We start from the raw sequence: 21,086 nt of genomic DNA on the forward strand, positions 1-21,086 counted from the left end.
CGGCGTGCGCGACATGGCGCGCCGGGGGCAGGTCGTACACATCGGGCCGCGTACAAGCGGGCCGTCAACCGGGGAGGATCCGGCGTTGCACATCCAGGAATGGCTCGAGACAGTTCCGGCCATCGCCGTCTACCTCCTGGTAGGCGGAGTGATCGGACTGGAGAGCCTGGGCATCCCGCTGCCCGGTGAGATCGTGCTCGTCAGCGCCACGCTGCTCGCCGCCTCGCAGGACCACATCAACCCGTACGTGCTCGGCGGGTGCGCCGTCGCGGGTGCGATCATCGGCGACTCCATCGGCTATCTGATCGGCCGCAAGGGCGGCAAGCCGCTGCTGGACTGGCTGGGCCGCAAGTTCCCCAAGCACTTCGGCCCGCACCACGTGGCCACCGCCGAGAAGGCGTTCACCAAGTGGGGCATGTGGGCCGTCTTCGTCGGCCGTTTCATCGCCCTGCTGCGGATCTTCGCCGGCCCGCTCGCCGGTGTGCTGAAGATGCCGTACTGGAAGTTCCTCATCGCCAACGTCCTCGGCGGCATCGTCTGGGCCGGCGGTACGGTCGCGCTGATCTACACCGTCGGCAAGGTCGCCGAGGAATGGATCGGGAAGTTCTCCTGGCTCGGCCTGGTGGCCGCGCTGCTCTTCGGCCTGGGGTCCTTCGTGGTGATGCGGATCAAGGCCAAGAAGGCCTCGCGCGAGAGCGAGGCGACCGCCGGGCGGTCCACCGAGGCCGAGGCCGTCGCCGCCGCGGAGTGACGACGCGCCACGCGCCACGCGTAACGCGTATCTCGTGAAGGCCCCCGGCGGCTGCCGGGGGCCTTCGGCGTTCCCGCTCAGTCCTTGCCCTTGCCGTTCTTTCCGCCCTTTCCGCCCTTGCCGGTCTTTCCGGCGTAGGTCGGGAAGAGGTACGGGTACGCCTTGATGTAGCCGAACAGGTCGGCGACGCAGGCGGCACCCCGGCCCACCGCCCCGCCGACGCGGGGCGGCGCCGCGTACTGGACGTCGCCGACCGCGAAGACCCCGGGGACGCTGGTCCCCGTGGACGGCACCCTGGCGGCCTCGACGGCCTTCGCCACCTCTTCCTCGGTCTTCTTGGGGGGCCGGCCCTCCTTCTTCGCGCGCTCGCGGACCTCCTTCTCCACCCGCTTGAGCCGTTCCTCCTGGCCGGGGACGTGATGTCCGGTCAGGACCGTGCCGTTGGGGGCGAGCAGAACCCTCTCGCTCAGCCACTTGGTGTTCGGGACCCCGCCGATCAGCACGTACAGCCACTCGGTGTCGAGGGTGCTCTTGGCGGGATGCTCCTTTCCGGTGGGGCCGATCTTCACGGCCGCCAGTTCCTTCTTCGTCTTCGCGGCCACGCATTCCTTGACCTCGGTCTTCAGCAGCACGTCGATCTTCTGGGCCTTCTTCAGGCGCTCGATCGCGTCGACCAGGTACTGGGACATGCCCTTGAGATCGGACCGGACGATCAATGTGACCTTCTTGGCCTTCTGCGCGAAGTGGACCGCGGCCTGCCCGACGGAGTTGCCTCCGCCGACCATGGCAATCTCCTTGCCCTCGATGTAGTCGAGGTCGGTCATGAGGGCGTGGTAGTAGACGCCGGCGCCCTCCAGCTCGTCGGCGCGAGTGCTCTTGTCCAGTCGCCGCCAGGTCATGCCGGTGGCGATGACGACGGCACCGGCCTTGATCCGTTTTCCGTCGGAGAGCTCGACCTCGTGGGGGAGCACCCAGGTCTGGTCGGTGTCGGTGCCCAGGTGCAGGGCCTTCGCGACGGCGAGCGGGTGCCAGTGCACCTTGAATTCCTTGATCTGCTTCAAGGCGGACGTCGCCAGGGTGTGCCCGGGGATCCCTCCCGGGAACCCGAGGTAGTTCCAGATCTTCGACGAGGTGCCCGCCTGGCCGCCGGGGACGTCGTCCTCGATGACGAGGGTGGAGAGCCCTTCGGCGCCGGCGTAGACGGCTGCCGACAGACCGGCGGGCCCGCCGCCGACGATCACCAGGTCGTACCAGTCCTTCAGCGACGTGTTCAGGAGCCCGAGCGCCTTCGCCAGCTGGACGAGCGTCGGGTTCGTGAGCTCCGTGGCGGTCCGGCTTCCCGGCGGGGTCACCTTGACCAGGATGTCCTTGCCCTGGGAGTCCTTGGGCCAGCGGAAGACGACGCCGGACCCGGTGAGGAATTCCCGGATCCTGAAGGCCCCCTTGGCCTTGATGTTCCCCGAGATCTCGACGGACCCGAACAGCTTCCGCAGATCCGGCGGCGCCTCCAGCCACCAGTCGTACAGCAGGTTGTCGACGAGCCGGAGGTGCGTCGTCCGCAGGCCGTCCTCCTCGACGAAGCCTGCCTTCGCCGGGCCGCCGCCGTCGGTCACGGCCGCCGTCTCCCCGTCGGGCACCAGCGACACCAGGCCGGCCGCGTCCGGGATCTTGGCCGCCTCGGCGGTCCGGGCGAGCCCGGCGCTGTCCTCGCCCACCTCGGCCACCAGCGCCACCCGTGTGCCGCCCCCGGCCAGGGCGCCGAGGCCGGCGGACTCGCCGGAGCCCAGTTGCAGGACCTGGAAGTCCTGCTCGTACCAGCCCGCGATCGTCTCGGCGAGCGAGCTCCTGCGGAGCGGGTCGCCGTCCATCAGCACGATGACGGGTGGTGGGGTCGAACTCGGCATGCGTCCTCCAGCTTCGTGATCCGCTCTGGCACTACGAGGCTGTACAAATCATCAGAAAGTTATTCATAGGTGACACATTCGGGCCATCGTCATATGCGGCGGAGACGGAGGGGGATACCGTTCCGGGGGCGCGAAGGGCGCCGTGTGGATCAGTCGCGTGGATCAGTTGTGTGGATCAAGGGAGGACCGGGGCGATGACGGAGCGAGCGCTGATCGCCGGCGTGGGCGGGCGGGAACCGGAGATCGACCCGGAGGCATTCACGGCCCCGACCTCAGTCGTACTCGGCGACGTCACCCTCGCCGCCGGGGCGAGCGTCTGGTACCACGCCGTGCTGCGCGCCGACTGCGGCCCGATCGCGCTGGGCGCCGACAGCAACATCCAGGACAACTGCACCGTGCACGTCGACCCCGGCTTCCCGGTGTGCGTCGGCGAGCGGGTGACCGTCGGGCACAACGCCGTGCTGCACGGCTGCACCGTCGAGGACGACGTGCTGATCGGCATGGGCGCGACCGTGCTCAACGGCGCTGTGATCGGGGCCGGTTCACTGGTCGCCGCGCAGGCGCTCGTACCCCAGGGCATGCGGGTGCCGCCCGGCTCACTGGTCGCGGGCGTGCCCGCGAAGGTGCGCCGGGAGCTGACCGAGGAGGAGCGCGAGCACATCCGGCTCAACGCCGCGATGTACCTGGAACTGGCGAAGGCCCACCGCGAGGTCTGAGCGCCGGCGCTGGAGCGTCGGCGAACGGCCCGGCGACGCGCCGGGGCCGTACCCGGCCGTCAGCCCGTCGCCAGCAGGACCGTTCCCACGAGCGCCAGGCCCGCGCCCGCGGCCTGCACCCCGCGCAGCCGTTCGCTCAGGAAGCCCCGGGCGGCCAGCGCGGTGACCACCGGGTAGAGGGAGGCGAGGACGGCCGCGACGGTCACCGGGCCGCTGTTGGCCGCGATGCTGTACGTGCCGTTGGCGGCCACATCGGCCAGGCCGACGAAGGCGAGCGCGGGCAGCGCCGAGCGGATGCCCTGCCAGCCGTTGTCCGGCAGGGCCGGGGCGCCCCGGCGGACGGAGGCGTAGAGGGCGCCCGCGCCCACCACCACATTGCACAGACGCTGGACGAACAGGGCGAGGAAGAGCCCGGTGAGGTTGTGCGAGGCCTCGGCGATCAGTGCCATCACCGAGCCGAAGCCGAAGGCGGCGACGAGCGTGAGCACCAGGGTCTGGCGCTGTACGGGCGCGCCGCCGAGTCCCGGGCCGCTGGCCAGGACGACGCCGGCGACGGCGACCGCGATGCCCGCGAGCTGGAGCAGACCGGGGCGCTCGCCCAGGACGAGCCCGACGCCGATCGGCACGGCGACGCCGCCGAGCGCGCCCAGCGGGGAGACGACGCCCATCGGGCCGAGGGCCAGGGCGCGGTAGAAGGCGAGCATCGCCGCCGGGCCGACCACGCCGGCCGCGACCGCGTACCAGAGCTGGGGGCCGGTCTCGGACCAGCCGCCGGTGGCGACGACGATGGAGCCCAGCGCGGCCACGGCCAGCAGCTGGGAGACCAGGACCACGGTCAGGGCGGGCATGCGCCGGGTGAGCAGACCGCCGCCGAAGTCGGCCAGCCCCCACATGAGGCTGGTGGCCAGGGCGAAGACCGGTGTCATGGGAAGGACCTCGCAGTACAGTGTGGTGAACAGTAAGAGTCCGGGACACCGTAGTTCATTATGTTGAACTTGGCGAAAAATATATTGGACGGGATCGAACGTGACGGACCTCGATCAGCTCACACAGTCACTCGCCCGTAACCTCAAGCGCTGGCGTGGTGAGCGCAACTTCACCCTCGACGCCCTGGCGGCCCGCTCCGGGGTCAGCCGCGGCATGATCATCCAGATCGAGCAGGCCCGTACCAACCCCAGCGTCGGCACCACGGTCAAACTCGCCGACGCGCTCGGCGTCAGCATCACCACCCTCCTCGACTACGACCAGGGCGCACGCGTCCGGGTCGTCCCCCGGGAGCAGGCGGTGCGGATGTGGTCCACCGAGGCCGGCAGTCACACCTCGCTCCTCGTCGGCACCGACGCGCGCGGCCCGCTGGAGCTGTGGGAGTGGCGGATCGTGCCCGGCGACAGCAGCGCCTCGGACGCCCACCCGCCCGGCACGGTCGAGCTGCTGCGGGTCACCGCCGGCGAGCTCACCCTCGTCGTCGACGGGTCGGAGCACCGGGTGCCGGCCGGCAGCTCGGCCACCTTCGAGGCGAACGTGCCGCACACCTACCGCAACGACGGCTCCGAACCGGTCGAGATGACCATGGCGGTGGCCGTCCCGCCCGCCCGCTGAGACGCCCCGGCGCCCTCTCCGGCGGGGCTGTTACGGTGACGATCGTGAGCGAGAACCCGACGCCCATGGAGGCGTTCGACGACGTCGGGCCCGCCGCCGAACGGCTGGGGCTGCTGGTCCCGCCCGTGGCGGAGGCGATCCGGGGCTGGGGCGGCCCGGTGCCCGTGGAGGAGCTGCTCCACGTCGACACCGCGGCGGAGAAGGCCGACACCGCCGTCCTCGTGGCCCACTACGGGCAGTGGCTGCTGGAGAAGTCCGCGAACTGCGTGATCGTCGCGGCGAAGCGCGGCGGGGAGACCACGCTCGCCGCCTGCGTCGTCCTCGGCCACACCCGCGCCGACGTCAACGGCGTCGTACGCCGCCATCTCGGCGCGCGCAAGGTCTCGTTCGCGGCCATGGACACCGCGCTCACCGGGACGGGTATGGAGTACGGCGGCGTCACCCCGATCGGGCTGCCCGCCGGCTGGCCCGTGCTGGTGGACGCGGCCGTCGCCGACAGCCCGTACGTGCTCATCGGCAGCGGCAGCCGCCGGGGCAAGCTCATCGTGCCCGGCAAGGCCATCGCGTCGCTGCCGGGGGTCACCGTCCTGGACGGTCTCGCCGGCTGACACCGTTCGGCCGCCGCGATACGTCGAGCGACAGCGCCAGCGAGTGCTCGGCGAAACCGAGGTCGCGGTACAGACGCTCGGAGTCGTCCGTGGCATGGAGATCGACGCGCGTGACGCCCTGCCCGGCGAACCAGTCGAGCAGCGCCTCCGTCGTCGCACGGGCCAAACCCCGCCCCCGGTAACGGACATCGGTGCACACGTTGAAGACGAAGCCGAACAGGCCCGTCGGGTGCCCCGGGGCGGGCAGCCGCTCCTCGATCCGGCCGACCGCGCACGCGGCCAGACGCGGCGCGTCCTCCGGGCCGGCACCGTCGACGGCCGGCTCGCCGTCCACGACGAATCCGACGAGCCCCGGCCGCCCGGTCTCCGCGAGCTGCCGGCGCGCTATCTCCTCGGCCGCGGCCTCCCAGGGGCCGGGGGAGTCGTGGCCGCTCATCGCGGCGAACATCACTCGACGCAGCCGGACGATCTCGGCGGCGTCCTCGGGGCGGGCCATACGCGCAACGATCATGAACTGACGCTAGCGCACGCCCGCCGCGGGGACATGGGGGTGACAAGGAGGGACGGGACCTCAGCGCAGCCGGGGGATCTCGATCGCGGGGCAGCGGTCCATGACCATCGGCAGTCCGGCCGCGCGCGTCCGCTCGTACGCGTCCTCGTCGATCACGCCCAGCTGGAACCAGACGGCCTTCGCGCCCACCGCGACCGCCTCGTCCGCGACCGCGCCCGCGAACTCCGAGCGGACGAAGACGTCCACGACGTCGACGTCGAAGGGGATGTCCGAGAGCGAGGCGTACCCCCGCTCGCCGTGCACCGTCTCGGCCTTGGGGTGCACGGGCACGACGCGCTTGCCATGGCGCTGGAGGAACTCGGCCACGCCGAACGCCGCGCGCTGCTCATTTGCTGACAGACCGACCACCGCCCAGGTGGGCCCGGTCCCCTCGATGATCTTCCGGATGATCCCCGGTTCTGCGTACATGCCCGCTCAACGAGCTTCCCCATCCCACCATTCCCGGGATCACCCGCAAGATCCGGCCAAGATCCGGACCGGATCGGGGGACGATTTAGGCTTACGGGATGCACGACGAATACCGGACGGTCGCGCGCGAGGGCGTGCACGAGATCGAGATCAACAAGTCGCGCTTCATCTGCGCGCTCGCGCCCGCCGCGACCGAGGAGGAGGCCCAGGCCTTCATCGCCCGGATCCGCAAGGAGCACCCCACCGCGCGCCACAACTGCTGGGCCTACGTCATCGGCGCCGACGGCTCCGTCCAGAAGGCCAGCGACGACGGCGAGCCCGGCGGCACCGCGGGCGTACCCATGCTCCAGATGCTCGTCCGGCGCGAGACCCGCTACGTCGTCGCGGTCGTCACCCGCTACTTCGGCGGCATCAAGCTCGGCGCCGGCGGGCTCATCCGCGCCTACGGCGGTGTGGTCGGCGAGGCCCTCGACACCCTGGGCACCATCACCCGGCGCCGCTTCCGGCTGGCGACCGTCACCGTCGACCACCAGCGCGCCGGAAAGCTGGAGAACGAGCTGCGCGCCACCGGCCGCGAGGTGCGGAACGTGACCTACGGCACGGGCGTCAGCATCGAGATCGGGCTGCCCGAGGCGGACGTCGAGTCCTTCCGCTCCTGGCTCGCCGACGCCACGGCGGGCTCGGCCCGGCTGGAACTGGGCGGGGAGGCCTACGGCGACGTCTGACCCCCGGCGGGCCGCCGCCCGCTTTCCGGCCGATCGTGCCGCCCGGCCCCCGCCCGGATGCGAAACTGGGGGACGGAACTGGACAGAGTGCCGTCCGGAACAGGTGTGACACAAGCGCCCACCGATACCGGGGACCACAGCGAAGGGGACGAGACGATGCGGGCCGGAGCCGTCCTGTGAGACTGCTGCACACCTCGGACTGGCACCTCGGACGGTCCTTCCACCGCGTGAACCTTCTGGAGGCCCAGCGCGCCTTCGTCGACCACCTCGTACGGACCGTCCGCGAGCACCGCGTCGACGCCGTGCTCGTCGCCGGCGACGTCTACGACCGGGCCGTTCCCCCGCTCGCCGCCGTCGAGCTCTTCGACGAAGCCCTCCACCGGCTCGCCGAGCTCGCCGTCCCCACCGTGATGATCTCCGGCAACCACGACTCGCCCCGCCGCCTCGGAGTCGGCGCCGGACTCATCGAGCGCGCCGGGATACACCTGCGCACCGACCCCGACGGCTGCGGCACGCCCGTCCTCCTCGCCGACGACCACGGCGACGTCGCCTTCTACGGCCTGCCCTACCTCGAGCCCGCCCTCGTCCGCGAGCGGCTGGGCGCCGACAGGGCCGGGCACACGGCCGTGCTCCGGGCCGCCATGGACCGGGTACGGGCCGACCTCGCCGGGCGGCCCGACGGCACCCGCGCCGTCGTCCTCGCCCACGCCTTCGTCGCCGGGGGAACCACCAGCGACAGCGAGCGCGACATCACCGTCGGCGGCGTCGCCGCCGTCCCCGCCGAGGTCTTCGACGGCGTCCACTACACCGCCCTCGGCCACCTCCACGGCAGCCAGGCCATCACCGACCGCGTCCGCTACTCCGGCTCCCCGCTCGCCTACTCCTTCTCCGAGGCGAACCACCGCAAGACCATGTGGCTGGTCGACCTCGACGGGGACGGCACCGTCACCGCCGAGCGCCTCGACTGCCCCGTACCGCGCCGCCTCGCCCGGATCCGCGGCCGGCTGGAGGAGCTCCTCGCCGACCCGGGCCTGGAGCGGCACGAGGACGCCTGGGTCGAGGCCACCCTCACCGACCCGGAACGCCCCCACGAGCCCATGGCCCGGCTCACCCACCGCTTTCCCCACACCCTCAGCCTGGTCTTCGAACCCGACCGGGCCCCCGAGGACCCCCTCGCCTCCTACGCCTCGCGGCTGCGCGGCCGCACCGACCAGCAGATCGCCGAGGACTTCGTGGCCCACGTACGCGGCGGCGACGGACCCGACGCGGCCGAGCGCGCCGTGCTCACCGCCGCGCTCGACTCCGTCCGCCTGGACGAGGCCGCCCGCGAGGTGACCCCGTGAGGCTCCACCGGCTCACCCTGACCGCCTTCGGGCCCTTCGGCGGCACCCAGCACATCGACTTCGACGAGCTCGCCGGCGCGGGACTGTTCCTCCTCCACGGGCCCACCGGCGCGGGCAAGACCTCCGTCCTCGACGCGGTCTGCTACGCGCTCTACGGCGGCGTGCCCGGCGCCCGGCAGGGCACCGGCCTCACCTTGCGCAGCGACCACGCCGACCCCGGCACCGCCACCGAGGTCGTCCTCGAACTCACCGTCGGCGAACGGCGCCTGGAGCTCACCCGGCGCCCCGAGCAGCCCCGCCCCAAGAAGCGCGGCACCGGCTTCACACGGGAGAAGGCGTACAGCGCGCTGCGCGAACTGCCCGCCGGGGCCACGGAGTGGAAGGCGCTCAGCCGCTCCCACGACGAGATCGGCGAGGAGGTCACCCGGCTGCTCGGCATGAACCGCGAGCAGTTCTGCCAGGTCGTCCTGCTGCCGCAGGGCGACTTCGCCCGCTTCCTGCGCGCCGAGGACGGCGCCCGCGCCCGGCTCCTCGGCCGCCTCTTCGACACCGGCCGCTTCGCCGCGGTCGAGGAACACCTCGCGGAGCTCCGCCGCGCGGCGGAGGCACGGGTGCGCGCGGGCGACGAACGCCTGCTCGCCCTCGGCCACCGGATGCGGCAGGCGGCCGCGGACCCGACCCTGCCGGAGGTGGGCGCGCCGCACCCGGCGACGGCTCCGGACGCGGAGGGCGCTGCCGTGCCGCGCCCGGCGGCCGGGCGCGTGCCCGCGCCCCGCGGTGGCCGGGGCCGGGCCTCGGCGCCCGTGCCGCTCGCGCCCGGCGACGCCGGGCTCGCCGAGGCCGTGCTGGAGTGGGCGGCCCTCGCCCGTACGCACGCGCGGGAGCGGCGGGACATCGCCGGCGCGGCGGCCCGCGCCGCCGAGCGCGGGTATCACGTCGCGCGGCAGCGCGCCGACGAGGCCCGCGATCTGGAGCGGTCGCAGCGGCGGTACGCCGACGCCCTGCGGCGCGCCGCCGCCCTCGCGGAGGGGCGGGAGGAGCGGGACGCGCTGCGCGAGCGGCTCGCGCGGGGGCGGGCGGCCGAAGTCGTCGCGCCCGCGCTGGAGTCGCGCGACCGGGCCGAGGCCGGGCACCGGGCCGCGGCCGAGGCCGAGCACCGGGCCAGGACGCCGCTCCCCGCCGAGCGGCGCGAGGCCGGCGCCGAGGAGCTCGGCGCCCTGGAGCACGCCCTCCGCGAGGAGCTCGGCTCGCTCGCCGCCGCCCGCCGGGCCGAGGACCGCGCCGCCGCGATCACCGCCGAGACCAAGGGACTGGAGCGGGCCGCCGACGCCGACGAGGCCCTCCTCGCCGAGGCCGCCGACTGGCTGGCCGGCTGGGACGCCACCCGCCGGGACCACCAACGGCGCGTCGACGAGGCACAGGAGGCCGCCGGGCAGGCCGAACGCCTCGCCGCACGCCTGGAGACCGAACGGCAGCGGCTCGCCGCCGCCCGCCGCCGCGACGGCCTCGCCCACGAGGTGTCCACCGCCGAGGCCCGGCTGCTGCGCGCCCGCGAGGAGGCCGTCGCCGCCCACGAGCACTGGCTCGACCTCAAGGAACGCAGACTGCGCGGCATCGCCGCCGAGCTCGCCGCCGAGCTCACGCCCGGCGAACCCTGCGCCGTGTGCGGCGCCACCGAACACCCCGGCCCGGCCCGCGCCGACGCCGGACAGGTGGACCGCGCCGCCGAGGAATCCGCGCTGGCCGCGAGCCGCCGCGCCGACGAGGCCCGCGACGCCGCCGACCGGGCGCTACGGCCCCTGCGCGAAGAACTGGCCGTGGCCACCGCCGACGCGGGCGAGGCCACCGTCGCCGACCTCACCGCCCTCGTCGACGACCTGGCCCGCGCCCACGCCGGGGCCCGCGCCGCCGCCGAGGACCTCCACCGCGCCCGCCAGGCCCTTCAGAGCGCCGAGCACGAGCACGAGCGGCGCCGCGCCGGGCAGGAGGAGGCCCGGCTGCGCCTCGCCGCCCACGCCACGCGCCGGGACAGCCTCGACGAGGAACTCCGCGCCCTGACCCGGGAGCTGGACCGCGCCCGGGACGGCGCCGAGAGCGTCGCCCACCGCGCCGCGCTGCTGGAGCGCCGGGTGGGCCTCGTCGCCGGCGCCGCCGAGGCCGCACGGGAGACGGCCCGCACGGCGGACCAGCTCAAGGAGGCCGACGACCGGCTCGCCGACGCCGCCTACCGCGCCGGCTTCGGCACCCCCGCCCAGGCCGCTGAGGCGCTGCTGAGCGCCCCTGCGCGACGGGAACTCGAAGAACGGGAGGAGGCGTGGCGGCGCGAGGAGGCGGCCGTCGCCGCCGAACTGGCCGACCCCGGCCCGGCGGAGGCCGCCGCGCTGCCGCCCGCCGACCCGGAGGCGGCCCGCGCGGCCGCCGACGCCGCGACCCGGCTGCTGCGGCACGCCTCCGCCGAGGAGGCCGCCGCCCGGACCCGCTGCGACGAACTGGACCGGCTCTCCGCCGAGGCCGGCACCGACGCCCGCCGCCTGGCCCCGCTGCGCGCGGAGTACCACCGGGTGGCCGAGCTCGCCTCGCTCGCCGCCGGCACCTCCGCCCGCAACGAGCGCAAGATGCGCCTGGAGTCGTACGTCCTGGCCGCCCGGCTGGAGCAGGTCGCCGCCGCCGCGACGGTCCGGCTGCGGCGGATGTCGGGCGGGCGCTACACGCTCGTCCACTCCGACGCCCGGACCTCCGGGCGCGGCCGCTCCGGCCTGGGCCTCCACGTCGTGGACGCCTGGACGGGCAGCGAGCGCGACACCGCCACGCTCTCCGGCGGTGAGACCTTCTTCGCCTCGCTGGCCCTCGCCCTGGGCCTCGCCGACGTGGTCACGGAGGAGGCGGGCGGCGTCCGCCTGGACACCCTCTTCATCGACGAGGGCTTCGGCAGCCTCGACGAGCAGGCCCTCGACGAGGTCCTCGACGTCCTGGACTCGCTGCGCGAGCGCGACCGCACGGTCGGCATCGTCAGCCACGTCGCCGACCTCAGACAGCGCGTCCCCGCGCAACTGCACATCGTCAAGGAGCGGTCGGGCTCGTCCGTCCGGCACCGGGCGGCGTCCGCCGGCTGAACGGGCGGCGGGGCAGCGGCGAGGAGTAGACCACGCTCGTGGTCACCGCGCCGAGCCCGCCGATCCGGCCCGCCACCTCCTCCAGGTGGCGCATGGAACGGGCGGCGACCTTCAGCACGAAGCAGTCGTCACCGGTGACGTGGTGGGCCTCCAGGATCTCGGGAGTCGAGTCCAGCAGATCGTGGAACGGCTTGTAGTTGCCGTTCGGATAGCGGAGCCGGACGAACGCCAGCACCGGTAGACCGAGCCGCTCGGGGTCCACCACCGCGGTGTAGCCCTCGATGACGCCCGCCTCCTCCAGCCGGCGGACCCGCTCGGTCACGGCGCTGGCGGACATGTTCACCGCGCGGGCCAACTCGGCGTAGCCGGCCCGGCCGTTGCTCTGGAGGGCGTCGAGTATGCGCCAGTCGGTGGCGTCGGGGGAATAGCCGGTCATGTGCGATGTCTAGCAGGGGAATCCCTGGTAGGGCAATGGTTTCGCCGGGGATCACCGGTTCCGGCGGCCGGTCACGGACCGTAGGTTTCCGGGCATGACCGCAACCGCCGCCCGTGCCGCCAGCCCCGTCCTCGCCGTTCCGCCCGCCGATCCCACCGCGGCCGCGGCCTACTTCGCCGCCCGGCTCGCCTTCCACACCGACGTCGCCGACGTCCACGCCTCACTGGCCACCGGTCGCGGGGACTTCACGGTGGTCGACTCCCGCTCCACCGCCGCCTGGGACCAGGGGCACATTCCCGGCGCGGTCCACCTGCCGACCGCCGACGTCCCGCGGCTGGCCGCCGGACTCCTGGACCCCGCCGTGCCCGTCGTCGTGTACTGCTGGGGGCCCGGCTGCGACGGCGCCACCCGGGCCGCGCTCGCCCTCGCCTGCCTCGGCTACCGCGTCAAGGAGATGCTGGGCGGCATCGAGTACTGGATCCGCGAGGGCTACGAGGTGGAGACCTGGGAGGGCAGGAGCGTCCGGGAGCCCGACCCGCTGACCGCCCCCGTCGGCGCCGCCGACTGCGGCTGCTGACGGCTGCCGCACCCGACGGCTGCCGCACCCGACGGGGGGCGCGGCAGCCGTACGTGCCTCAGAGCGCCGACAGCTCCGTCACCAGGTCGTCCAGGCCCAGCGAACCCAGGGACAGCGCCGCCATGTGCCAGGCCTTGGCGTCGAACGCCGTGCCGTGGGCCGCGCGTGCCGTCTCCCGGCCGGTGAGCCAGGCGCGCTCGCCGAGCTTGTAGCCGATCGCCTGCGCCGGCATCCCCTGGTAGCGCACCAGCTCGCTGTCGACGAAGTCCGCCGGGCGGCCGCTGTGCATGCCGAAGAACTCCCGCGCCAGCTCCGGCGTCCAGCGCTCACCGGGGTGGAAGGGGGAGTGCCCGGGGATCTCCAGCTCCAGGTGCATGCCGATGTCGATGATCACCCGCGTGGCGCGCATCATCTGGGCGTCCAGATAGCCCAGGCGGCGCTCGGGGTCGGTGAGGAAGCCCAGCTCGTCCATGAGCCGCTCCGCGTAGAGCGCCCAGCCCTCGCAGTTGGCGCTGACGAGGCCGACCGTGGCCTGGTAGCGGGAGAGCCGGTCCGCGACGTGCACCCACTGCGCCAGCTGGAGGTGGTGACCGGGCACGCCCTCGTGGTACCAGGTCGACACCAGGTCGTACACCGGGAAGCGGGTCTCGCCCATGGTGGGCAGCCAGGTGCGGCCCGGGCGGGAGAAGTCCTCGGACGGCTGGCTGTAGTACGGCGCCGCCGCGCCGCCCGGCGGGGCGATGCGGGACTCGACGCGCTTGACGCGCTCGGCCAGTTCGAAGTGGGTGCCGTCCAGCGCCTCGATCGCCTCGTCCATCAGCTTCTGGAGCCAGACCCGCACCTCCTCGACGCCCTCGATGTGGGTGCCGTGCGCGTCGAGGTGGGCCAGTGCCTCCCACGGGGTCTTCGCGCCCGGCAGGATCTTCTCCGCCTCCACGCGCATCTCGCCGAGTATGCGGTGGAATTCGGACCAGCCGTAGGCGTACGCCTCGTCGAGGTCCAGGTCGGTGCCGTTCCAGTAGCGGGACCAGCGGGCGTAGCGCTCACGGCCCACGACGTCCGGCGCGCCCTCGACGGCCGGGGCGTAGACGTCCCGCAGCCAGTCGCGCAGCGCGACGAGGCCGCCCGTGGCGACGAGCGCCGACTCCGCCAGCTCGGCGCGCAGTTCCTCGGGCCCGTCGGCGACGAGGTCGCCGAACCAGCCCGCACCCGTGCCGATCCATTCGGTCAACTGCCCCAGCACCGTGGTCACCTGGAGGGGGCCGCCGAGCAGCCCCCGCGACAGACCCTCGGCGAGGGAGGCGCGATAGCCCTCCAGGGCCGCCGGTACGGCGCGCAGCCGCTCGGCGACGGCCGACCAGTCGTCCTTGCCGTCGAGCGGCATGAGCGTGAACACCTCGCGCACCATGTGCAGCGGCGAGTGCATATTGCTGACCGTGCGCAGGTGCTCGCCCGCGTCGTGCACGGCGATCTCGGCGGTCAGCCGCTCGCGCAGCAGCCGGGCGCAGCGCCGCTCGCCGTCGCTGTCCCCGCCCGGCCGCGCCTCGGCCTCGGTCAGCGCCTCCAGGGTGGCGCGGGCCAGGTCGGCGACGGCCCGCGCTCCCGCCGGGGAGAAGTCCGGCAGCCGCCGGGAGCTCTCCGCGACCCCCAGAAAGGTTCCGGTGATCGGATCGAGCTCGATGAAAGCGGTGACATAGGCGTCGGCGACCTGGCGGGGCAGTTCTGCGCTGGTGGTGTTCGGCATGCGCCCATCCTCGTACGCGCGGTACCGCCGCGTCACCGGTTTTTCCTCCGGCGGGCCGCCAAGTCAGCCGCCCGTGGCGCGGCGTACGGCCACGGGACGCTCCGGGGTGGCCGGGGGCCGGGCGGCGATACGGGCGGTCATGACGAGCGTGCCCTCCTCGATCTGGTAGTCCAGGGGCAGTTCCAGGGCGCGCATGGCGGCGACGACCCCGGTGTTGGCGGCGGTGGTGACGGCGTAGACGCTCTCGCAGCCCGCCTCGGCGGCCATGGCCACCAGCCGGCCCAGCAGTTCGCCGCCGACCCCGCGCCGCTGCCAGCCGTCCTCGACGAGCAGCGCCACCTCGGTCTCGTCGCCGTCCCACAGCAGATGCCCCAGCGCCACCAGCCGTCCGGTGGCGGTGTACGCGGCCAGGGTGCGGCCGAAGCGGGGGCTCAGCAGGTGGTGGAGATAGCGGTCGGCGTTGCCGAGGGGGCCGTGGTAGCGCTGGGAGAGCGTCGCCGGGGAGCAGCGCTCGTGCATCTCCCGGGCGGCGGCCAGATCGCCCGTGCCGGCGCGCCGGACGGTGATCTCGCCGCCCTCGGGCAGCGTCAGCACATCGTCCGGGTGCGCCGCGCGCGGGCCCAGGCGGGCGTCGAGCTCGACCAGCGCGCGGGCGCGGGCGAACTCGGTCGGGGTGAAGGACAGATACGGGCGGTCGATGGTGATGGTGCCGCCGGAGGGTTCGCGCAGCCGCATCACCGTCCCCTCGCACACCCCGTCGTCCGGTACGGATTCGCCGGCCGCGCCGGAACGGGTGGCCGGTATCGAGCGGATGGTGCAGCGGCCCAGCAGCCGGCGCAGGGCGAGCGGCAGTTCGGCGGAGTCCAGGGCGGTGCGGGTGGCGAGGTGGAGGACCCGGGTGGGGGCGTCCACCAGGTCATGGGCGTCGGCCCGCTCCAGCCAGGTGTCCCGGCCGCCGCCCTCGGCGGCGGCCCGGGTGAGCTCGGCGGGGCCCAGGGCGGCGGGGGCGCGCAGCAGCAGTTCGTCGGCGGTGCCGTCGCCCAGCGGATGGGTCTGGAGGGACAGTATGTCGACGCCGAGGCCCGCGAGGGCCAGGCCGAGGGCGGCCAGGCTGCCGGGCTCGTCACGTACGGTCGTCCGCATCCGCCACAGCGTCGTGGCGCCGCCGTGCCGGGCGGTGGGCGTGGTGGCGGGCGTGGTGCCGTCGGCCGTGGCGGGCGGGGCGGGAACGGTGCCGGGGGCGGGTGCCGGGGGCGCGGGGCCGCGGCGCCGCGCCCACCAGGTGTGGAACGCGGCCGTGGCCAGCAGCGCCGCGGCGGAGGCTCCCAGCAGCACGGGGCCGTCGGGGCCGTGGACGACGGTGTCGGCGACGGAGTCGGCGATGGCGACCGCGCTGAACAGGGCGGCCAGTTCCACCAGGTCCCGGCGCCAGTGGTGCCGGTGGGAGCTCTTCGCGATGGTCTCGTCGGTCATGCGGCCACCCTGACGGAGCGGTGTTGCGCGATCACGAACGCCCTGTGTCCGATGAGTAAAGGACGCTTCTGTTCGTTTCTGTGCCTGCTGGGAGGATTTTCCTGATGTTTACACGGCGGGGGTCAGGATGTCTCAAGCGCCCGTAGCGCGTCCTCCACGCCCCGGTGGAAGGTGGGATAGGCGTAGATCATGTGCCGGAGCGTGGCCACGGGCACCTCCGCCTGGACCGCCACCGCCAGGCCGTACATCACCTCGCCGCCCATGGGCCCCACCGCCGTCGCGCCGACCAGCACCCCGCGGTCGGCGTCCTCGACCAGTTTGACCAGGCCCTCGTTGCCCGCCTTGTGGATCCAGCCGCGCGCCGAGTCCGGCACCTTCGAGCACCCCGTGCGCACCCGCAGCCCCTTGTCGCGGGCCTGCTTCTCGGTCAGGCCGACCGCGCCGACCTCCGGGTCGGTGAAGGTCACCCGGGGCAGGGCGCGATAGTCGGCGTCCGGGCCGCCCCGGCCGAGGATCTCGCGGAGCACGATGTCCGCCTCGTACATCGCCACGTGAGTGAAAGCTCCGTGCCCGGTCACATCGCCCAGCGCCCACAGCCCCGGCGCCACCCGCATCCAGCCGTCCGTCGGCAGCGCCCGGACCGACGGGTCGAGGCCGACGGTGTCCAGCCCCAGCCCGGAGAAGTCCGCGTGGCGGCCGGTGGCCACCAGCAGCTGATCGCCCGTCAGCTCCGAGCCGTCCGCCAGCTCCAGCACGAACGCGTCGCCGTCGTGCCGCACCCGCGCCGCCCCGGTGCCCGTGCGCAGCGTCAGTCCCTCGGCGCGCAGTACCCCGGCCAGCAGCTCGCCCGCCTCCGGCTCCTCGGCGGGGATCAGGCCGCCCATCGCCTCGATGACGGTGACGCGCGTACCGAAACGGGCGTAGACCTGGGAGAGCTCGACACCGATCGCCCCGCCGCCCAGCACCAGCAGCGAGCGCGGGGGCTCCTTCGCGGCGATCGCGTCCCGGTTGGTCCAGTACGGCACGGAGTCGAGGCCCGGCACCGGTGGGATCTGCGGCTTGCTGCCCGTGGCGACGACGATGCCGCGCCGGGCCTCGAAGACCTCGTCGCCGACCGCCACCTTCCCCGGACCGGCGAGCCGCCCCCGGCCGCGCACCAGCCGCCCGCCCTGCCCGGTGAACCGGTCGGCGGCGACCCGGTCGTCCCAGTCGTCGGTGGCCTCGTCCCGGATCCGGGCGGCGACCGGGCCCCAGTCCGCGTCGACCCGCGCCGAGCCCGCCATACCGGGAATCCGGCGGGCCTCGGCCAGCAGATTCCCGGCGCGGATCATCATCTTGCTGGGCACACAGGCCCAGTACGGGCACTCACCGCCGACCAGCTCGGCCTCCACGCCCACCACGTCCAGCCCGGCCTCCGCCAGACCGCCCGCGACATGCTCGCCGCCGGGGCCCATCCCGATGACGACGACATCCACCTGTTCGGCCACGGCACCGCACCTTCCTCGCGACGGGTGAGACCGCCACCATCCCACCGTGCCGCGAGGGCGTCACTGTCCGACGCGCCCCGGTTGGAGCACCTTGGTGAACAGGACGCCGCCGGTCTCGCTCCGCAGCCGTACGGTCAGCTCGCCGCTGCCTCCGTCGATGGCCACCTCGCCGAAGAACTGGCTGTCCTGCCCCGGCGGGACGTTCGCCGTCGCGGGCGCCTTGACGAAGGGCTGCTCCGGCCCGAAGGTGCCGTCCAGCTTCACCGCCGGGAAGCCGCCCGCGTTCAGTGGTCCCGACACGAACTCCCAGAACGGCGCGAAGTCCTTGAACGCCGCCCGCTCCGGGGCGTAGTGCTGCGCCGAGGTGTAGTGGACGTCCGCCGTCAGCCAGACCGTGCCCGTGATCCGCCGGTGCTTGATGTGCCGCAGCAGCTCGGCGATCTGGAGCTCACGGCCGAGCGGCGCGCCCGGGTCGCCCTGCGCGACCGCCTCGAAGTTCACCGGACCGTCGGTGACCACCAGCCCCAGCGGCATGTCGGAGGCGATCACCTTCCACACCGCGCGGGACCGCGACAGCTCCCGCTTGAGCCAGCGCAGCTGGCGCTCGCCCAGGATGCCCTGGGTGTCGTCGGGCCGCCGGTTCGGCGAGTTGGCGTTCCGGTAGGTGCGCATGTCCAGGACGAAGACATCCAGCAGCGGGCTGTGGCGCAGCACCCGGTAGACGCGCCCGTCGGCGTCGGGGGTGAGGGTGGACAGGGGGAAGTACTCGGAGAACGCCTTCAGCGAGCGCGCGGAGAGGACATCGGCCCGCTTCTCCGTGTAGCGCGCGTCGTCCAGGAGCTGGCCGGGGTACCAGTTGTTGTGCACCTCGTGGTCGTCCCACTGCACGATGGTGGGCACCTGGGCGTTGAAGCGGCGCAGGTTCTCGTCGAGCAGGTTGTAGCGGAACGCGCCCCGGAACTCCGCCAGGGTCTCGGCGACCTTCGACTTCTCCTCGGTGGTGATGTTCCGCCAGGTGCCGCCGCCGGGCAGGGCCACGGTCGCCGGGATGGGGTTGTCGGCGTAGATGTTGTCGCCGCTGCACAGGAAGAAGTCGGGGTCCAGCCGGCGCATGTGCTCATAGATCCGGTAGCCGCCCCGGTCGGGGTTGATGCCCCAGCCCTGCCCCGCGAGGTCGCCCGACCAGAGGAACCGGACGTCCTCGCGGCGCGTGGAGGCGGTGCGGAACGAGCCGTACACCGGGCGGCTCGTGCGCCGCGGGTCGTCGGGGTCGGCGAGGACCACCCGGTAGTGGACGCGCTCCCCGGCGGGCAGGCCGCGCAGGGCCGTCCGGCCGGTGAAGTCCGTGCCGGGGCCGACCACCGGCCCGGTCCAGCGGCGGACGTTACGGAACGACTCGGTCGCCGAGGTCTCCACGACCATCCGGGCCGGGCGGTCCGAGCGCACCCACACCAGCCCCGACGAGGCTGTCACATCGCCGGCCTGCACACCCCAGTCGGCGCTCGGCCGCCCCGACAGGAGCTGTGCCGGCGCGGACGGCGCCCGTGCGGACAGCGCTTGTGCGGGCGCCGCCCCCGCGAGCGGCGGCAGCGCGGCCGCCCCGGCGGCCGCCAGGGAGCCCCGCAGCACCGACCGCCGGCCGACCCCCGGGCCGTACGCCTTCACCATCAGAACGTCCTCCTGTGTCCGGCCGGCCCCACGGAGCCCGGCCGCCTCTTCCTCCACTGGTCGTTCCGTTCCTACCGGGGCCATGTGCCCGGCAGCCGAACTCCTCGTGAACAGCGTTCAGCGCGAGGTGTCCAGCGCTACGCGGGCGACGAGCGCGGGGTCGTCGTTCATGGGCACGTGACCACAGCCGGGCAGTCGGACCAGCCGGGCCCCGGGGATCACCTTCTTCGCCCGCACCCCCTGGCGCCGCAGGAGCAGCCGGTCCTGGGTGCCCCAGGCGACGGTGACCGGCACGTCCGGCACGTCGTGGGTGTAGAGCAGCGAGCGTCCGGCGGCCAGGGTGGCCTCGAAGCCCGTCGCCTCGCGCAGCGCCCGTGTCTCGGCGATCAGGGCGTCGGGCGAACGGCGGCCCGGCCGGGCGTAGATGGAGCCGGCCAGCGCCGCGCGGCCCGCGGCCGTCCGGGCCAGCCGGGCCACGGTCGGCTCGGGCAGCCGCTGCGCGCCCGTCCGCATGCCCCGCAGCAGCGCGTACGCCCACCGGCGCTCGTTCTCGGTCCAGAAACCGGCGGGCGAGAGCGCCGTGACGGACCGCACGAGCTTGCGGTGCCCCAGCTCCAGGGCGATCAGGCCGCCGAGGGAATTGCCCACGACGTGCGGCCGGTCCAGGCCGAGGGCGTCGAAGAACGCGCCGAGCACGGGGATCACGCCCTTGAGGTCGTAGGAGATCCCGCCCGGCAGCCCGGGGGAGAGCCCGAAGCCCGGCAGGTCGACGGCGACGACGTCGTGCTCGGCGGCGAGCAGGCCCACCACCGGGTCCCAGACCTGGAGATGGTGGCCGATCCCGTGCAGCAGAACCATGGGCTCCCCGCCGCCGAGGCGTTCGTACACCACCGTGGCCGTGCGCGGTCCGGAGGGCGTGTCGACGGGAAAGGAGATCTTCTCGGCCATGGGCGGTGCTCCTCGTCATCCGTGGGGCGACGTACCGAGACAGGATGTCAGCAACGGTTACCACTGGGTAGAGCGTGGGCGCGATCACGTGGACAATCACCACCCCCTCCGCTGGGATGAGGAGGTGAACGCAAGTGATTCCCTGCTCGACGTCTTCGAGGAACACCGCACCACCCTCAACGGGGTGGCCTACCGGATGCTCGGCCGGTTCGCCGACGCGGAGGACGTCGTCCAGGAGGCATGGCTGCGCTGGTCGGCGGCGGACCGCGAGGACGTCCGCGACCCGCGCGGCTATCTCGTGCGCGTCACCACCCGGCTGGCCCTCGACCGGCTGCGCCTGGCGCAGACGCGGCGCGAGACCTATGTGGGGCCGTGGCTGCCCGAGCCCGTCGCCACCGACTTCGGCACGACCGTCCCCGACACCGCCGAACGGGCCGTGCTCGCCGACACCGTCTCCCTCGCCCTGCTCGTCGTCCTCGAATCGCTCTCCCCGCTGGAGCGCGCGGTCTTCGTCCTCCGCGAGGCCTTCGGCTTCCCCTACGCGGACATCGCCGAGGCCCTCGACCGCACGGAGGCGGCCGTGCGGCAGCTCGCCGGGCGGGCCCGCCGCCATGTGGCGGAGCGCAGACCGCGCTTCGACGTCGACGCCGCGGGCCGCCGGGAGCTCACCGAGCGGTTCCTCGCCGCCGCCACCGGCGGCAGCGTCGAGGACCTGCTCGCCCTCCTCGCCCCCGGCGTCCGCCTCGTGGGCGACAGCGGCGGCAAGGCCAAGGGCCCGCTGCGCGTGCTGGAGAGCGCCGACAAGGTCGCCCGTTTCCTGCTGGCCATCGCCGCCAAGCCGATCACCGACCCGGAGGTCCGGATCGTCGAGGTCAACGGTGCCCCGGCGGTGCTGGTGCTGTCCCGGGGGCTGCCCGACACCGTCGTCAGCGTCGAGACCACCGACGGGTTCATCACGGAGATCCACGTCATGCGCAATCCCGACAAGCTGACGGGGGTGCTGCCCTGACGCCCC

Annotated in this window: 19 protein-coding genes; 9 read left to right on the forward strand and 10 right to left on the reverse strand. The window is 73.8% G+C overall.

Going from position 1 to position 21,086, the window contains the following annotated elements:
* The first annotated feature begins 85 nt into the window (after window positions 1-85).
* Window positions 86-751, forward strand: a complete 666-nt coding sequence (locus RM609_RS18635; RefSeq protein ID WP_311612294.1) for a DedA family protein — start codon at window positions 86-88, stop codon at window positions 749-751.
* Window positions 752-828: 77 nt separating this feature from the next.
* Here the strand turns inward: RM609_RS18635 and RM609_RS18640 are convergent, their stop codons facing one another.
* A complete protein-coding gene (locus RM609_RS18640) occupies window positions 829-2,655 on the reverse strand; it encodes an NAD(P)/FAD-dependent oxidoreductase (protein ID WP_311612296.1) in 1,827 nt (608 codons plus the stop codon).
* Window positions 2,656-2,849: 194 nt separating this feature from the next.
* Here RM609_RS18640 and RM609_RS18645 point away from each other — a divergent pair, with 194 nt between their 5' ends.
* The gene (locus tag RM609_RS18645) at window positions 2,850-3,371 is read left to right on the forward strand and encodes a gamma carbonic anhydrase family protein (RefSeq protein WP_311612297.1); all 522 of its coding nucleotides are present in this window, start codon (window positions 2,850-2,852) and stop codon (window positions 3,369-3,371) included.
* Between the two features lie 59 nt (window positions 3,372-3,430).
* On the opposite strand, the gene RM609_RS18650 is transcribed toward RM609_RS18645, so the two are convergent.
* Window positions 3,431-4,297 carry an EamA family transporter gene (locus RM609_RS18650; protein WP_311612298.1) on the reverse strand — a complete coding sequence of 289 codons (867 nt, stop codon included), beginning with the start codon at window positions 4,295-4,297 and terminating at the stop codon, window positions 3,431-3,433.
* 100 nt (window positions 4,298-4,397) lie between these two features.
* On the opposite strand from RM609_RS18650, the gene RM609_RS18655 reads away from it, so the two are divergent.
* Both RM609_RS18655 and RM609_RS18660 read left to right on the forward strand, forming a co-directional pair.
* Window positions 4,398-4,970, forward strand: coding sequence for a helix-turn-helix domain-containing protein (locus tag RM609_RS18655; protein ID WP_311612299.1), 573 nt, complete (start codon window positions 4,398-4,400; stop codon window positions 4,968-4,970).
* Window positions 4,971-5,035: 65 nt separating this feature from the next.
* A complete protein-coding gene (locus RM609_RS18660; protein WP_311612441.1) occupies window positions 5,036-5,578 on the forward strand; it encodes a YbaK/EbsC family protein in 543 nt (180 codons plus the stop codon).
* Here RM609_RS18660 and RM609_RS18665 read toward each other — a convergent pair.
* A complete protein-coding gene (locus RM609_RS18665; protein ID WP_311612300.1) occupies window positions 5,550-6,089 on the reverse strand; it encodes a GNAT family N-acetyltransferase in 540 nt (179 codons plus the stop codon). The two genes, RM609_RS18660 and RM609_RS18665, sit on opposite strands and share 29 nt — an antisense overlap.
* A 60-nt stretch (window positions 6,090-6,149) precedes the next feature.
* A complete protein-coding gene (locus tag RM609_RS18670) occupies window positions 6,150-6,557 on the reverse strand; it encodes a CoA-binding protein (RefSeq protein WP_311612302.1) in 408 nt (135 codons plus the stop codon).
* 98 nt (window positions 6,558-6,655) lie between these two features.
* Here RM609_RS18670 and RM609_RS18675 point away from each other — a divergent pair, with 98 nt between their 5' ends.
* The 3 genes from RM609_RS18675 (at window position 6,656) to RM609_RS18685 (ending at window position 11,738) form a co-directional block, all read left to right on the forward strand.
* A complete protein-coding gene (locus RM609_RS18675; RefSeq protein ID WP_311612304.1) occupies window positions 6,656-7,282 on the forward strand; it encodes a YigZ family protein in 627 nt (208 codons plus the stop codon).
* 176 nt (window positions 7,283-7,458) lie between these two features.
* Window positions 7,459-8,625 carry an exonuclease SbcCD subunit D gene (locus tag RM609_RS18680; protein ID WP_311612305.1) on the forward strand — a complete coding sequence of 389 codons (1,167 nt, stop codon included), beginning with the start codon at window positions 7,459-7,461 and terminating at the stop codon, window positions 8,623-8,625.
* Complete coding sequence (locus tag RM609_RS18685) at window positions 8,622-11,738, forward strand: AAA family ATPase (RefSeq protein WP_311612306.1); 3,117 nt, start codon at window positions 8,622-8,624, stop codon at window positions 11,736-11,738. Before RM609_RS18680 ends, RM609_RS18685 begins: the two co-directional genes overlap by 4 nt.
* Here RM609_RS18685 and RM609_RS18690 read toward each other — a convergent pair.
* Entirely contained in the window at window positions 11,686-12,174 is a 489-nt protein-coding gene (locus tag RM609_RS18690) for an Lrp/AsnC family transcriptional regulator (protein WP_311612308.1), read from the reverse strand. The two genes, RM609_RS18685 and RM609_RS18690, sit on opposite strands and share 53 nt — an antisense overlap.
* A gap of 94 nt (window positions 12,175-12,268) precedes the next feature.
* Here RM609_RS18690 and RM609_RS18695 point away from each other — a divergent pair, with 94 nt between their 5' ends.
* The gene (locus RM609_RS18695; protein WP_311612309.1) at window positions 12,269-12,751 is read left to right on the forward strand and encodes a rhodanese-like domain-containing protein; all 483 of its coding nucleotides are present in this window, start codon (window positions 12,269-12,271) and stop codon (window positions 12,749-12,751) included.
* Between the two features lie 58 nt (window positions 12,752-12,809).
* Here the strand turns inward: RM609_RS18695 and RM609_RS18700 are convergent, their stop codons facing one another.
* The 5 genes from RM609_RS18700 to RM609_RS18720 all read right to left on the reverse strand — a co-directional run bounded on the left by RM609_RS18700 (window position 12,810) and on the right by RM609_RS18720 (window position 20,071).
* Complete coding sequence (locus RM609_RS18700) at window positions 12,810-14,495, reverse strand: DUF885 domain-containing protein (RefSeq protein ID WP_311612310.1); 1,686 nt, start codon at window positions 14,493-14,495, stop codon at window positions 12,810-12,812.
* Window positions 14,496-14,558: 63 nt separating this feature from the next.
* Window positions 14,559-15,968 (reverse strand): GNAT family N-acetyltransferase, encoded by a 1,410-nt coding sequence (locus RM609_RS18705; RefSeq protein WP_311612312.1) that lies wholly within the window; start codon window positions 15,966-15,968, stop codon window positions 14,559-14,561.
* A gap of 122 nt (window positions 15,969-16,090) precedes the next feature.
* The gene (locus RM609_RS18710; RefSeq protein WP_311612314.1) at window positions 16,091-17,455 is read right to left on the reverse strand and encodes a dihydrolipoyl dehydrogenase family protein; all 1,365 of its coding nucleotides are present in this window, start codon (window positions 17,453-17,455) and stop codon (window positions 16,091-16,093) included.
* 60 nt (window positions 17,456-17,515) lie between these two features.
* Window positions 17,516-19,123, reverse strand: coding sequence for an alkaline phosphatase D family protein (locus RM609_RS18715; RefSeq protein WP_311612316.1), 1,608 nt, complete (start codon window positions 19,121-19,123; stop codon window positions 17,516-17,518).
* 117 nt (window positions 19,124-19,240) lie between these two features.
* The gene (locus RM609_RS18720; protein ID WP_311612318.1) at window positions 19,241-20,071 is read right to left on the reverse strand and encodes an alpha/beta fold hydrolase; all 831 of its coding nucleotides are present in this window, start codon (window positions 20,069-20,071) and stop codon (window positions 19,241-19,243) included.
* 196 nt (window positions 20,072-20,267) lie between these two features.
* Here RM609_RS18720 and sigJ point away from each other — a divergent pair, with 196 nt between their 5' ends.
* Window positions 20,268-21,080 (forward strand): RNA polymerase sigma factor SigJ, encoded by an 813-nt coding sequence (gene sigJ, locus RM609_RS18725; protein ID WP_438828476.1) that lies wholly within the window; start codon window positions 20,268-20,270, stop codon window positions 21,078-21,080.
* The last annotated feature ends 6 nt before the right edge of the window (window positions 21,081-21,086 follow it).

The sequence above is a fragment of the Streptomyces hesseae genome (assembly GCF_031845785.1).
In the GTDB taxonomy this organism is placed as follows: Bacteria; Actinomycetota; Actinomycetes; order Streptomycetales; family Streptomycetaceae; genus Streptomyces; species Streptomyces hesseae.

Bases quoted from the DNA above. Each gene is read 5' to 3' on its own strand.
- RM609_RS18690 (WP_311612308.1), bottom strand. From the start codon at position 12,174: ATGACCGGCTATTCCCCCGACGCCACCGACTGGCGCATACTCGACGCC.
- RM609_RS18720 (WP_311612318.1), bottom strand. From the start codon at position 20,071: ATGGCCGAGAAGATCTCCTTTCCCGTCGACACGCCCTCCGGACCGCGC.
- RM609_RS18715 (WP_311612316.1), bottom strand. From the start codon at position 19,123: ATGGTGAAGGCGTACGGCCCGGGGGTCGGCCGGCGGTCGGTGCTGCGG.
- RM609_RS18645 (WP_311612297.1), top strand. From the start codon at position 2,850: ATGACGGAGCGAGCGCTGATCGCCGGCGTGGGCGGGCGGGAACCGGAG.
- RM609_RS18705 (WP_311612312.1), bottom strand. From the start codon at position 15,968: ATGACCGACGAGACCATCGCGAAGAGCTCCCACCGGCACCACTGGCGC.
- RM609_RS18670 (WP_311612302.1), bottom strand. From the start codon at position 6,557: ATGTACGCAGAACCGGGGATCATCCGGAAGATCATCGAGGGGACCGGG.
- sigJ (WP_438828476.1), top strand. From the start codon at position 20,268: ATGCTCGGCCGGTTCGCCGACGCGGAGGACGTCGTCCAGGAGGCATGG.
- RM609_RS18700 (WP_311612310.1), bottom strand. From the start codon at position 14,495: ATGCCGAACACCACCAGCGCAGAACTGCCCCGCCAGGTCGCCGACGCC.
- RM609_RS18665 (WP_311612300.1), bottom strand. From the start codon at position 6,089: ATGATCGTTGCGCGTATGGCCCGCCCCGAGGACGCCGCCGAGATCGTC.
- RM609_RS18660 (WP_311612441.1), top strand. From the start codon at position 5,036: ATGGAGGCGTTCGACGACGTCGGGCCCGCCGCCGAACGGCTGGGGCTG.
- RM609_RS18640 (WP_311612296.1), bottom strand. From the start codon at position 2,655: ATGCCGAGTTCGACCCCACCACCCGTCATCGTGCTGATGGACGGCGAC.
- RM609_RS18695 (WP_311612309.1), top strand. From the start codon at position 12,269: ATGACCGCAACCGCCGCCCGTGCCGCCAGCCCCGTCCTCGCCGTTCCG.
- RM609_RS18650 (WP_311612298.1), bottom strand. From the start codon at position 4,297: ATGACACCGGTCTTCGCCCTGGCCACCAGCCTCATGTGGGGGCTGGCC.
- RM609_RS18675 (WP_311612304.1), top strand. From the start codon at position 6,656: ATGCACGACGAATACCGGACGGTCGCGCGCGAGGGCGTGCACGAGATC.